This window comes from Desulfosarcina widdelii (assembly GCF_009688965.1).
Classification (GTDB): domain Bacteria; phylum Desulfobacterota; class Desulfobacteria; order Desulfobacterales; family Desulfosarcinaceae; genus Desulfosarcina; species Desulfosarcina widdelii.
Map to the genome: position 1 here is coordinate 2,954,849 of NZ_AP021875.1, position 13,185 is coordinate 2,968,033.

At 54.0% G+C, this 13,185-nt stretch carries 13 protein-coding genes; 7 read left to right on the plus strand and 6 right to left on the minus strand.

Annotation, left to right across the window (positions count from 1 at the left end; translation table 11 throughout):
* Positions 1-15 precede the first annotated feature (15 nt).
* Positions 16-1,044: a helix-turn-helix transcriptional regulator gene (locus GN111_RS13905; protein WP_155304327.1), complete on the minus strand. Its 1,029-nt coding sequence runs from the start codon at positions 1,042-1,044 to the stop codon at positions 16-18.
* Positions 1,045-1,251: 207 nt separating this feature from the next.
* Between GN111_RS13905 and GN111_RS13910 the strand changes: the two genes are divergently transcribed.
* The 4 genes from GN111_RS13910 (at position 1,252) to GN111_RS33925 (ending at position 5,514) form a co-directional block, all read left to right on the plus strand.
* On the plus strand, positions 1,252-1,719 hold the full coding sequence (locus GN111_RS13910; RefSeq protein ID WP_155304328.1) for a pyridoxamine 5'-phosphate oxidase family protein: 468 nt from the start codon (positions 1,252-1,254) through the stop codon (positions 1,717-1,719).
* 183 nt (positions 1,720-1,902) lie between these two features.
* Entirely contained in the window at positions 1,903-4,056 is a 2,154-nt protein-coding gene (locus GN111_RS13915) for a hybrid sensor histidine kinase/response regulator (protein WP_155304329.1), read from the plus strand.
* A gap of 125 nt (positions 4,057-4,181) precedes the next feature.
* Positions 4,182-4,835 (plus strand): hypothetical protein, encoded by a 654-nt coding sequence (locus tag GN111_RS13920; RefSeq protein ID WP_155304330.1) that lies wholly within the window; start codon positions 4,182-4,184, stop codon positions 4,833-4,835.
* 172 nt (positions 4,836-5,007) lie between these two features.
* Positions 5,008-5,514, plus strand: a complete 507-nt coding sequence (locus tag GN111_RS33925; RefSeq protein WP_170302283.1) for an HNH endonuclease — start codon at positions 5,008-5,010, stop codon at positions 5,512-5,514.
* Between the two features lie 31 nt (positions 5,515-5,545).
* On the opposite strand, the gene GN111_RS13930 is transcribed toward GN111_RS33925, so the two are convergent.
* The gene (locus tag GN111_RS13930) at positions 5,546-6,094 is read right to left on the minus strand and encodes a DUF309 domain-containing protein (protein ID WP_155304331.1); all 549 of its coding nucleotides are present in this window, start codon (positions 6,092-6,094) and stop codon (positions 5,546-5,548) included.
* 450 nt (positions 6,095-6,544) lie between these two features.
* Between GN111_RS13930 and rho the strand changes: the two genes are divergently transcribed.
* Together rho and GN111_RS13940 are read left to right on the plus strand one after the other, a co-directional pair.
* A complete protein-coding gene (gene rho / locus GN111_RS13935) occupies positions 6,545-7,627 on the plus strand; it encodes a transcription termination factor Rho (RefSeq protein WP_155304332.1) in 1,083 nt (360 codons plus the stop codon).
* A gap of 11 nt (positions 7,628-7,638) precedes the next feature.
* Entirely contained in the window at positions 7,639-7,848 is a 210-nt protein-coding gene (locus GN111_RS13940) for a YwbE family protein (RefSeq protein ID WP_155304333.1), read from the plus strand.
* Positions 7,849-8,062: 214 nt separating this feature from the next.
* Here the strand turns inward: GN111_RS13940 and GN111_RS13945 are convergent, their stop codons facing one another.
* Positions 8,063-9,421: an ISNCY family transposase gene (locus tag GN111_RS13945; RefSeq protein ID WP_155302183.1), complete on the minus strand. Its 1,359-nt coding sequence runs from the start codon at positions 9,419-9,421 to the stop codon at positions 8,063-8,065.
* Positions 9,422-9,782: 361 nt separating this feature from the next.
* Here GN111_RS13945 and GN111_RS13950 point away from each other — a divergent pair, with 361 nt between their 5' ends.
* Entirely contained in the window at positions 9,783-10,337 is a 555-nt protein-coding gene (locus GN111_RS13950; protein ID WP_155304334.1) for a hypothetical protein, read from the plus strand.
* A gap of 68 nt (positions 10,338-10,405) precedes the next feature.
* Here GN111_RS13950 and GN111_RS13955 read toward each other — a convergent pair whose 3' ends face one another.
* The 3 genes from GN111_RS13955 to GN111_RS13965 form a co-directional block, all read right to left on the minus strand.
* The gene (locus tag GN111_RS13955; protein WP_155304335.1) at positions 10,406-10,942 is read right to left on the minus strand and encodes a nitroreductase family protein; all 537 of its coding nucleotides are present in this window, start codon (positions 10,940-10,942) and stop codon (positions 10,406-10,408) included.
* 44 nt (positions 10,943-10,986) lie between these two features.
* Positions 10,987-11,475 (minus strand): YchJ family protein, encoded by a 489-nt coding sequence (locus tag GN111_RS13960; RefSeq protein WP_155304336.1) that lies wholly within the window; start codon positions 11,473-11,475, stop codon positions 10,987-10,989.
* Between the two features lie 180 nt (positions 11,476-11,655).
* The gene (locus tag GN111_RS13965; RefSeq protein ID WP_155304337.1) at positions 11,656-13,146 is read right to left on the minus strand and encodes a CDP-alcohol phosphatidyltransferase family protein; all 1,491 of its coding nucleotides are present in this window, start codon (positions 13,144-13,146) and stop codon (positions 11,656-11,658) included.
* Between the last annotated feature and the right edge of the window lie 39 nt (positions 13,147-13,185).

The window sequence follows — 13,185 nt, forward strand, 5'->3', positions numbered from 1 at the left end:
TAACCAAATTGCAGCTTAATGGAAACGAAAGTCCGAAAATTCCATCAGTTCGGCGAGGGCGGCATCGAAGCGATCCTCTACGCCGAAGGTAGAGAACCCCTTTCGGATATAGGCATGAAACCCTTCCGCCGTATGGCAGTCGGTAATGTGGTCGATTGCCTCCCGGCAATGCTCGACCTCATTTTTAAACAATCCCACGATGGCAGCGTCATCCGATAGAAAGCTTTCCAGAGTAAATTGATCGCAGTTATCATCGTAATCATGGCGACGCATGGACGTATAGCTGACCTTGGGAGCATCACCGTCGGCATCCTGAATTTGAAATTGAAAATGGGAGCATCGCCTGACGATTCGGTGAAGATGCTTGTCCGGCGCCTTGAGGGATGCTGCAACCGCATTGGCGTAAAACTTGGCGTACAAATCGACAATGTGCGGATTGACCTGCTGGGCAGTGGGGCCGACGTGTCTTTTCAAACTCTCATCTAAACATTTCCGGCACATGTAGGTTTCATAGCGATATCCCCGGTTGCAGTTTTCCAGAAACAGGGCTTTTCGCTCAGCGATCACCTCACCGGTAAAGATTCTGAAGAACCGCTTGGTCTCGCTGGTCGACTCGGTTGGAAATTCTTTCATGATATACAGCTCGGAAGGAAGGAAAATGCCACTGGGCCGGTGCTTCACCAAAATTTTAGCACCACCGATATTTTCAAGTGCCGCCATGAGCAGTTCGAAATAAATGTTGTCGAACTGAGGCAAAATACGCCCTTCAAATTTTCTTCGGCGGTTGTTGTTCAGGATTTCAGGGATATCGTGCCGATTGAGCGGCATGTAGTCGTATTCGGCCAGGATGGCATTGATTGCAGTAAGCGAATAATTCAGCGCCAGAAGGATAGAGGCGATTTTATCCTTGCCGGGTTTATTGATATTGCCCTTGATCAGTTTGGTCAGGTAGGCATTGGATATCCCCGAAACGTTGCTGATCTGGTTCAGATTCAATCCACTGGATTCGATAATTATGGACAGGGTTTCCGAAAATTTTCGCATGCAAGGCTACTGATTTCGATTTTGAATGGCTAAGGAATGCATTTTTGGCCACCATACACGATAACAGTTGTTGGTTAAATATTTTTTTCAACTTTGTTTAATCATTTATCTAAGCCACCGGATATGCTGTTTGCAATCCGACCACAAAAAAGATAATCAAAGATAGAGACAAAAGCGATCCCACGACGGGATTGGGAAAGGAAATTTATGAACAGACCCATGCGACGGGAAGACCGGCGCCTTGACGATAGGGCCGCCATGGCACTGTTGAAACGCGGTGAGTACGGCATTTTAAGTACTTCCGGCAAAGACAACCGTCCTTACGGCATACCAGTCAACTACGTTGTGATGGAAGATGCGATCTTCTTTCATTGCGCCACCGAAGGCCAGAAGCTGGAAAACATCACCGCCAACCGCGGCGTCTCCTTTTGTGTGGTGGGACAGACCGAACTGCTGCCCGAAAAATTCTCCACCCGCTACGAAAGTGTGGTGGTATCCGGCGAAGCCGGGGTCGTGGAGGAGCCGGAACTGAAAATAAAGGCGCTCAACGCCCTGGTGGCCAAATACGCCCCCGGCAATAGGGCCGCCGGAAAGGCCTATATCGAAAAACTCATGGACAAAACGGCAGTGGTCTGCATCTCCATCGATCATCTGATCGGAAAGGCGAGAAAATAAAGTCGCGGCCATTGACAGCCGATAGTCTGGGAAGGAGCAGCTACAAAAAACCATTTCCTTTACTTGAAGCAATCGGGAATGTTCGCTGAAGCCTGAAAATCTGCAAACCAGGCGGATTGATCCGAATGTTCCTCATGAACCGGCCAACGGAGTCGATGTGCCGGACGGAAGGTATTCCTCCAGATGACGCACAGATCGATTTCCATCCTGACGGCGATTTTGCTCTCTGTCGCTTTTTGCGCCTTTGTCATGGTCTACGAAAGATTCGCCATGAACCGCGCCCAGGACCGCATCGAAACCCATGCACGCATCATCGAAGATGCCATGTGGAATTACAACCGCCAGGGAATCGACGAATACCTGAAGCTGGCAGCGTTTTCGGACAGGTACGAATCGCTGACCGTTGTCCACCGCAACGGAGAGACCTTTCACGAAATTTACCAGGAGCCTTCCAGAAGCATCGAACGGATGCTGATTTCCTTCCATCTGATACCAAAGGTCCGGCTGCGGGCCACCGTATCTCACCGGGGTGAGACCATCGGCCATGTAGAGGCCGTCTGGCTGCCCCGCACCATCTACACCTATGCCAATGTGTTCCTGGCGCTGGTGTCGCTTTTCGTGATCATCCAGCTCCAACTGAGACTGCTTCGATCCAAAACCAAGCTCGAAGAGCGGGTGATGGAACGCACGGCCGAACTGGTGGCTTCCAACATGGAACTGAAAAGGGAGATCGACGAACGCACCCGGGCCGAGGAGGCCCTTCGCACCAGCGAAATGAAGTACCGATTCCTTTCGGAAAACATCAACGATGTTATCTGGTCCCTGGACATGGATCTGAACTACACCTATATCAGCCCGGCGGCCACACGGATTCACGGTTGGGATGCCGCCTATCGGGGCAGGCTGACACTGGATAAGGCCCTGACCCCGGCATCGCTTCGCAAGGCCAGCGACTTGATCGGCAAACATCTGGCCCAGGGCGAGAAAACAGGTGATTACCGCACAACCATAACCGCCGAACTGGAAGTGATCAACAAGGACGGGTCGAACACGATCTGTGAAGTGACCGCCTCGTTCATTCTGGATGAAAACAACCAGCCCACAGGCCTCCTGGGCGTATCCCGGGACATCACCGAACGCCGTAAAGCCGAAGCCGAAAAGGCCGAACTGCAGCGGAAGCTGGAGCGCTCCAAGAAAATGGAGTCCCTGGGCCTGCTGGCCGGCGGCGTAGCCCATGACCTGAACAATGTCCTCTCCGGGATCGTCAGTTATCCGGACCTGCTGCTGATGGACCTTCCCGAAGTCAGCCCCATGCGTGCACCCATCGAGACCATCAAGGCTTCAGGGCAAAAAGCCGCCACCATCGTTCAGGACCTGTTGACCCTGGCCCGCCGGGGCGTCAAAACCAGTGAAATTCTCAACATTAACGACCTCATCCGACAACTTCAGCAGGCAGCCGAATATAACGAACTGCTCTCATTATATCCGGATGTGCAATTCTCTTTCGATCTGGCCAGCGATCTTCCCAACATCAAGGGCTCCGCCGTGCACCTGACCAAAACCTTTATGAATCTGCTTGCCAACGCAGCCGAGGCCCAACCCGGCGGCGGTGAAATCCATGTCGCCACCCAAAGCCTCTATCTGGACCGGCCCATCAAGGGATACAATACGGTCGAGCCAGGCGAGTACATTCGCCTGCAAGTGAAGGATTCCGGCGAGGGCATCAGCGAAACAGACATCAATCATATTTTCGAGCCATTCTACACCAAAAAGGAAATGGGGCGCAGCGGTACCGGATTAGGTCTGGCGGTGGTCTGGGGGGCGGTTCGGGATCACAGGGGCTACATCGATGTACACAGTCAGTCTGGCAAAGGCACCACCTTCCACTTATACTTCCCACTGTCCAGAGAGTCGGCGAAGGAGAAAACCGCGTCGCTGAACTTGGAAAACATCCAGGGCAACGGTGAACGCGTTCTGGTGGTGGACGACCTGGAATCCCAGCGGACCATCGCCACCCACCTGCTTCAGCGGCTGAATTACTCGGCCCATGCGGTGAACAGCGGTGAAGCTGCTGTCGAATACTTGCAGGACAACACAGTGGATCTGGTGGTTCTGGACATGATCATGGACCCGGGCATGGACGGCCTGGAGACCTGGCGGCAAATCGTCGGTATCCATCCGGAACAGCGCGCCATCATCGCCAGCGGGTACGCCGAAACCGAAAAAGTCAAAACCGCCCAGCGCTTGGGCGCCGGGGAATACCTGAAAAAGCCTTATATGATCGACAGCCTGGGCAAATCGATTAAAAAGGCGCTGGCGGGCTCCGACGAGACATAAATAATCTGAATTCGATTCCTTTTTTGCGATTGACAAACCCACCCAAAATCGATTTACTCATCCTTCCTGATCCGATTTCTTCATACTCAATCTGCCGAGAAGTGACACACTGACGGAGGTTCCCGATGACACCGGCTACCCAACAGGCACTGGAAGGGTTGCGCGATCTGTCCACGCTCAAATGGTACGTGATTCCGCTGCTGGCTTATACCTTTTACATCTATACCCTGGAAATGAAGAAAGCCCGGACCACAGGCAACTGGAATGCCGTGTTTGCCGGCCTGACCGTATTTGGCATGGATTTCATCAACGAAACCTGGAATGGTTGGGTGCTTGTATTCACCCAGCGGTCCGCCTTCTGGACGGCCCCCGGCGAAACGGCCCTTCGCACCATGGTGGGCTGGAATATCGAAATCATGTTCATGTTTGCCATTTCGGGCATCATTTACGCCAACACCGTTTCCGAAGACCGCGACGAAAAAATCCTGGGCATCCCCAACTGGTGGTTCTGGGCCATCGGGTATTCGGTCTTCTGCGTGTTCGTTGAAGTGCTGCTCAACATGGGAGGGCACCTGATCTGGGAATACCCCTTCTGGCATCGGTCTTTCAAAGGCGTCTGGCTGATTTTTTTCTTCGGCTATTTTCATTTTTACGTGGCCGCCCTGCTGGTCATGGGGTTGCGAAGCATTCGCGCCAAGGCCGTTACCGTCGCGTCCCTATACGGGATTGCCATCGTTGCCAATATTTTTGGACTGGGAATCATGGGCTGGACATATTGACGATTCCGTCCGGAACGCGGTTTTTACCAACCACGATTTCTTACATCCAAGGGATCAAGTTTTAATCATTTTCTAACGGGGGAATGTCAACCAGGGTTGATATAATCGAACAACAACCCGAATTATCCTGACCGAACACCAGCAAAACCCTTCCCGCAAAGGGGACAATGCCATGGGCCAATCGTGCGTTTTACTCAATGGAGACTACACTTTTCTCGGTCTGGTAGACTGGAAAAGGGCCATGAGCCTGATGTTTGCCGAAAAAGTCAGGGTCCTGAAGTTTTCCGACCGGGTGATACAGGGCGTGAGCCGGACGTTCCGCGCGCCGGCCGTGGCGGTGCTGATCAAGGTGGTCAGAAGCGTTTACCGGGGTCGCGTTCCCTTTTCACGGCGCAACGTAATGGTACGGGACCGCTTTACATGCGCTTATTGCGGAACCCGGTCCCATCCCATCACCATGGACCACGTCGTTCCCCGTTCCCGCGGAGGCAAAACCGACTTTGACAATTGTGTGGCCTGCTGCCGGGCCTGCAACCAGAAAAAGGGCGCCCGCCTGCCCAGCGAAGCCGGAATGCCTCTTCGGCGGCGTCCCTGGCAACCCACCATTGCCGAATTCATCCGGATTCGCCTCCGCCAGTCCGATGTCTACCAACTGCTCGTGGAACTGGGACTGTTGTAGATCGCTTTGTCAACCGATAAACCCGCTACAATCAAAGCGCCGGAGGTTGAAGCCTTGGTGGATCGGGGTCCAGTGACCGAAGCTTTTCCAGCAGCAATTGGGGGTCAAAATGGGGTGTCAGCCGCTGCCGGTATTGTTCCAACGCGTCCAGGGCTTTTGCGCCGATGCGCCGGGCTGCGCTGCGATTGCCCTGCTCCAGATGCACATAGGCACCGGCTGCCCGGATAAGAGCCTGAAGCAATCTTTTTTCGTCGCCCTCCGCCGCCATCCAGAACGGTTCCAGATATTCGTGGGTTTCGAAAAACAAGCGGCGGTTAAATATGCGCGGGGCAATGGCCAACGGATCATCGGCCGGGCAGTCCCCTATGTCCGTCAGCACGCCTTCGTAGGCAGTCATCCGTTTGTCGATGTAATCCCTGACCACAGCGGGAAGATCGCCGTTCAGGAAGAACCCGGCCGTGTGTTGCACCGGCTCGAGCGCCCTGCGATCCAGAGCTTCTTTGAATCCCTCGGACAGCGCGTTGCGGACGTTGCGGCATAGGCGATTGTTGAAAGGATCGAAACGGTCGATTTCGCTCATGTAGTGCTCCTGTTTCTTGCTTCCATCGATGAATCATAACCGATAGCATCGGATAGAGACTGCTTGTCACGTCTAAAAAAATTGGAAACGATTCGTTTGGTTCGATAATGGTTGTCAGACGGGTCCAACTGTTTTATTATAACATTTATTCAGTCGCGATTGTTACCACTCGTCCATCGCCAGCGTCAAACGAGCGAGACTCCCACCGGTTTAATTTCAACCAAGGGTACCAGGTTTAACGACCAGCCACAATCCGGCTCCGGTATTGCGACCGGCAACAGGACGGTATTTACCGAAAGCAGGGGATGGGACGGACTGTTATCCCGACCCCGGCAACAGCGAAAGACGGACCGCTTAAAATATAACATATTGTTTTTAAAATCGGATACCGTATCGGAAACAATATATCTGGAAGAACAATAGATAAACTGTCAAGCGAAAGGAGTATCCGTGGAATCGGTTAGCGGCCACCTCGAAATCCTGGACAAGGGGTTCGGCTTTCTGCGAAACATAGACAACAATTACCAGGCCGGCCCGACGGATACCTTTGTCCCGGCGTTTTTGATCGGCAAACTCGGACTGCGGGAGGGAACCCTGATCGAAGGTCAGGGAGAACCGGGCAACCCAGGCAACCGGAATCTGAAGCTTGCCAGGGTGGAGCAGGTCAACGGCCTGTCCCTGGACCGGTATGCCCAAACCGAAACCATGCACACCATGACCAGCATCAACCCAGATCAGCGTCTGCGCATGGCCCAGGGACCCAAAGACCTCACCGGCCAGGCTCTGGACCTCATCGTCCCCATGGGTCGGGGCCAGCGGGGATTGATCATCTCTCCGCCCAAATCGGGCAAGACCACACTCTTGCGGCACATGGCCAACTCGGTGACGGCCAACGATCCGGAAATGAATGTCTTTGTCCTGCTGGTCAATGAACGGCCGGAGGAGGTGACCGATTTTAAGCGGGGGCTTAAAAATGCCCACGTGCTCTACTCCTCTTCGGATCAGAGTATCGCGCAGCACATGCGCATGACTCGTCTGGCCGTGCACTCGGCCATGCGCTGCGCCGAAACCGGGAGGGACACGGTAGTCTTTATCGATTCCCTGACCCGCATGGCCCGGGCCTTCAACGCCGAGACGGAAAGCTACGGCCGGACCCTTTCCGGTGGACTGGGTGCCAACGCCATGGAAGTGCCGCGCAAAATTTTCGGTGCGGCCCGCAACATCGAGGACGGCGGATCGCTGACCATCATTGCTACCATTCTGGTGGAGACCGGCAGCCGCATGGACGACATCATCTATCAGGAATTCAAGGGAACGGGCAACATGGACCTGGTACTCAGCCGGGAGTGCGCCGAGCACCGGGTCTTTCCGGCCATCGACATCCGGCAGAGTGGAACCCGCAAGGAAGAACTGCTGCTGGACAAGGAAGAACTCAAAAAAGTGGTGGATATCCGACGGGCCTTGTCAAAAAAAGATACGACCGAAGCCATGGCGGATCTGATTGAATATCTGGACCGACGAAGTAAAAACTGAGGTTCGTAAATATGGACGGCCGTTACCGTAAAAACATCCTCCCCGGTGCACAAGTGGATATCGTCCTCAAAACCGATCAGCGCACCGGCCGTCTGACCCATGGCACGGTCAAGGACATTCTCACCCGATCTGCGCACCATCCCCATGGCATCAAGGTCCGCCTGATCGATGGACAGGTGGGCAGGGTTAAAAAAATTGAACCCATCAGACCGATAAACTGACCGCGACACCTTTCACAAGCTTCCGCCGCGATAACTAGTGTCGATCCATAAATGGTAATTTTCAGAGCCGAGTCGCAAAAAAAATAGAGTGGTAAAATCCTCGGCAGGATTTTTCTCACCATCGCTACATCGGTTTGTGGCTAATTTACCGAAATCGGCTTAATGCAAGCGCACTTGTTCAACCAGTTTTCACGATGCGGAATCGATTAAGGTCTCAAGTGGCTGTTTTTCCCCTGGCGATGGTCAGCAGGTTGGCGGCCACAATCGAAGACCAAACATAGGATTTAAACGAGTCCCATCCTTTCCAGGTACAGCGGGTCAGGCCAAGGCAACGCTTCAGCCAGGAGATACCGGATTCAATACCCGCTCGAAAGCGGCGCAATCGACGATACACATATTGGCTGCGGCACATGTCGGTTTCAGATAGACCTCGTTTCTTGGCAAAGCAGACGTCTTTGATCTTACGCGATTGGGCTCGCTTCAAGTTTTCCTTGGATGCAAAACCGCCGTCGAAGCTGGCCTTGAGGGGATAGCGGCCATAAATTTGTTTTTGCCGCTCAAGCATCGGTATCGTCAGGTCGGCGTCGGCCGGATTGCCTTCGGTGATGACACAGTCCAAAATAAGGTTCGACGCGCCTCCGGTCAGACAGATTTTGTGACCAAACAGCGTATCGCGCCTATCCTTGACGATGATATCGGTATGTGGCTCGAACAACGATACTACTTTGTCTTTGGCATCGACCGTTTCTCCATGAAGAACCCGGCGTTCGGTCTGGTGGATCACCCTGCGGGTCAGATCGACAAAATGTTCGATCTGGAAGCCAATCGTCATGACCAGCGGGTCGCAGGTCGCACCGGCATTGATCGCAGCGACTGCCTTATGAGCGTACCCAACCACTTTGCGACTGGTTTTGAGCAGGTCCACATAGGCAACCTTACGCTTGTTTTTCCGTTTGGCATTCATCACCGCCAGCATCCGTCGTTTGGCAACACGGGTATGGTTATGGAAGTCAGGAACTGTGATCCCCGATTCATCCCGGAAGCGCTTCAGCAGCCTCGTCAACACGCGAACACCATCCCACAGCAGGTTGGAGTCGGTGGGATGATGGATGTGAGTTTCAACGCACGTGCAATCGACCCGGACCTGTCGGCCCTTTTCAATGCCCTTTTGCTTCGCATATCCCAAAAGATCCGCATTGATCAGTTCCCAGGTGGCGTCCGATATGCCTTTGATATTTTTGTTCAGGGCGGATTTTTTGTATCCCTTGTCGGCGATACCGATCCGGCAGAACCAACTCAATGCCTGCGAATCGACAATATGAAATGCCAGTTCATCATACGTAAAACCGAAAAGGATTTTGACGATAGCACAACGCAGTACCTGGTCGGCGCTCATGCCGTCAGCCCCAGTTCGATAGGCCACCAGCTTGCCCTTGTTCAAATCTTGAAGAACGCGATCACAGATGATAGGGTGAGCATCGATGATACCACTGATAGCTGTAAGTTCTTTTGCTTGGGCGTGGTCTTTGATCTGAGGCATCAGGGGCATCTGTTTTTGCCATTTTTCGCGCATTTTGTGATCGGCTCCTTTCTTTCTTTTGTAGTGATATTGGTTGTTTGGCGACTTTCAATATACTACAAAGAGAAGAGAAAAACCACTACAAAATGCGCGTTTCTTATTTATTACAGGTAGTTATTCCTGTGGATGAGCACTAACTAGTAAAAACCTGTACCACCCGAAAGAAAACGACGCTGCCGGGTTGCGCAATGCAATTCTGCCCTTATTATGTCCTGCGCACCCCGCTGCCGAACGGCATGGTGCTGCATTTCGGCGGGTCGTCTACGCGATCCATAGACTGGAAAGTTCAGGCGTTTTAAAACTGGAAAGTTCAGGCGTTTTAAAAATGGATGAAACATTTAACAAGGAGAAACCAATGGCAGATCGTTCCCATATCACTCTTTACAGTGGAGGCCACAAGGGCACCGAATCGAAATTCGGTCGGTTGGCCGAGGAATGGGGAATTCAGGAAGTCAACTTTTCGTTCGAAGGGCATGTGGTGGAGCGTTCACGCGGACTCCGCGAACTGAGCCCCGAGGAATTGGATAAAGGCAATGTCAGCATGGAAATCGTGTCGGCCCGGATGGGACGCAAATTTGCCCAGGCCAACAAGATTCGCAAAGTGATTCAGACCATCTTCCATATGGTCAACAACGGTTACCATGTGATTGCCGTAGGTTGGATTCAGCCGGATGACACGGTCAAGGGAGGAACCGGATGGGGCGTGGAATTGGCCAAGCTGTTCAACCGGCCGGTGCATGTCTACGATCAGGAGCACAAGGGTTGGTTCACCTGGAAAGACAACGCCTGGGTGGCCGGGGCACCTGAAATCGAAAAGAACACGTTTGTGGGAACAGGCACCCGCAATCTCACCGAGGACGGTAAAAAAGCCCTTCGCAGCTTCTTTGAAGGCGCATTCGGGCCGGCCTGATGTCCTCCCGGCCTGCGAGTGGCGGCTGCCGGTTTCACCGGCGGCCGTGCTTGCATTGGAAACAGATGCTATGACCGTTTACGGCCATAGCGGTTGAAACTGACTTTATCGCGCTGCAGCGCCGATTCCGGATGGGGGGACGGCTGCCGATCCGGATATCCAACGGCCATGATGGCGGAAACCTCCAGCCCGTTGGGCAGCCCCAGCAGATGGGCCGCATGCTGACCGGCGGTCGTACGCTCGTCGTAATTGCGTTTGCGCAATTGGATCCAGCAGCTCCCCAGGCCAAGATCCGTAGCCGCCAAGTGCAAAATGATGGTGGCAATGGAGACATCCTCCACCCAGACGTCGGATTTCTCCGGGTCACCGCAAACGACGATGGCCAGCGGCGCCTTGGCGAGGAAAGAGGCTCCGTGGGGTTTGGTTCGGGAAAGCGCCGCGAGGATCTCGGGTTCGTCAATCACCACGAACTCCCATGGATTGAATCCGCGTGAGGACGGCGCCCGCAGGGCGGCTTCGATCAAAAGGTCGATCTTCTCCTTTTCAACGGGTTTGTCCTTGTATTGCCGAATGCTTCGCCGCGACCGCAGCAGATCGATAAACATCTGCCCTCCTTCCCCCTCGCAAATTGGTCATTTCTGGATGGGCACTACTTCCCGCAGCACTTCTTATACTTCTTCCCACTGCCACACGGACACGGATCGTTTCGGCCGATTTTAGGGCCCTGACGCACGGACTGAACCTGCTGGGGGGCGTGGCCGTCCTTGAAATACCAGCGGTCGTCCTGGCAAACAAACTCGGCGATTTCATGGTGCTCGAAGGCCCTGCCGTCTTTCCGGTAGCGGGCCACGAATTCCACCGTACCCTTTTCGTCTTCCGGCCCGCCGGCCTCTAGGCTGCGGACTGTCAGGCGCTGCCAGTCCAGTTTTCTGGACCAGGCCGCCGTTTCCTTGCGGTCTTCTTCCTTGCGGCTTTCGGGCAGGGTGGTTTCGAAAAGATAATCGTACTTCTTTTTCGCGTGGGCGCTGTAGCGGGACCGCATCAACATTTCGGCGGTATCCGCATGCGCTTTACCTTCAAGCAGCGGTTCACAGCAATCGGCATACGCTTTTTCACTTCCGCAGGGGCATAAATCCATGGTTTTCGTTCCTGGTTACTGGTTTATTCGTTTTTCCCTTATCCATCTTCCCTTTTCCTTCGTCCATCTTCGATCATCCACCATCCATCATCCGTCTTCCGTCTTCCGTCTTCCGACCTCCGACTTCCGATACCGGCTCAGCCCTATACGAATTCACAAACGATGCTGTCAAGCAAATCCTCATCCTTCGGCCATCGACTTGCGGCGGCTCTCCCGTGCGGCTTCTTCGGGATTGATGCGCCAGGTATATAAAGGCGACAGGAGATAGAGGATCGCGTATCCCAGGCAAATCTGGCCGAAAATCGGCGTAAATATGCTGACGGTCAGCAGGAGCAGGTTCACGCGTCCGAACCAGGGATGGCGGCTCATGGTCCGGCCCATGTGAAGATAGTGGATGGGATACACATTCATGATAATTCCGGCGAAAACCATGGTTCCCGTGGCAAAGAAACCCCAGAAGAGGATGCGCTGGGAAGAAAGCGCCAGCGCCTGGTCGAAAATCACCAGGGGCGATATGACCAGCATGGCCGCTGCCGGGGTGGGCAGGCCCTTGAAAAAGCCGGGGATGGGGGTCTTGTCCAGGGTGAAGTAAACCAGCCGGACCGCACCCATAAACGCATAAAAAACCGCGATCCAGCCGATGGGCAGATGGGCGAAGCGGCCTTCGCCGAATTGGCTCAGGGTAATGTAGAAGATCCAGGCCGGCACGATGCAGAAGCTGATGGCGTCGGCCAGATCGTCCATGATGCTGCCCATATTGATTTTCTTTTCATCGGTTTCCTCGGGCAGCGGCTCCGTCAGCCCCAGGCGGCGGGCCAGGGCCCCGTCCAGCTTGTCGAAAGTCGCCGCCCCCATCAGCATCAGATAGGATTCGCGGATACGGCCCTGGTAGGCAAAAAAAACGGCGATCAATCCCATGAAGGCGTTCATCACTGTCAGGGCATTGGGAAACACCGCAAGGATCTTGCGCCTCAGGACCTGATCTCCGAAGCACAGTTCGTCCAGGCAGGCGGTGCCGTATTTTCTGCAATAGCCGGCAATGGATCCCAGATTGATGACAAGAAACAGGATCTCCACAAAAAGGAGAACCCGCAGGGAAACGTTTCCCAGGTAAGAATACCGGAAATAAATCCACGATTCCGGACCTTCGGGAATGTAAAAAGCATAGGCGTACAACAAGGCACTGACCGGCGCAGCCACGATGGTCCGCAGGCGGTTGTACTCGCTGTTTTCCGGTTCGGTTCCCTGGCGGATGGCAAATCCGCGCATGAACGAAGCAAAACTGTCCCGCACCAGCACCGTCACGCAAAGCACCAGCACAAAAATCGCATGCAGCAACTGGCCGTGGGTGGGGTCGGTATGCGCGACAAGCAGGCGCCACATCATGCCCGCGGAAATGACCGGAAAAATGATGGAATAGACCAGTTTGTCCATGAGGCGGTCCGCCAGGGGCGCCAGTGGAGCGTTGGGACGGAAGCGGGCCGAGAACCAGCCGTCCACGAGGTCGAACACCATGGAAAGAACCAGAAACGATACGCCGACCGTGTAAATGACAGGGTTGCGGCCCCACATCACAGCCAGGGCGCAGATCATCCCCCCGAAAACCAAAACGGGGCGGCTGTATACCAAAAGGGCCGCCAACTTGGCCGGCAACTGCGTTTTTTCGGTCATGGTCACTCAGACTTTTGTTAAAATGAAACCGATCCCGGT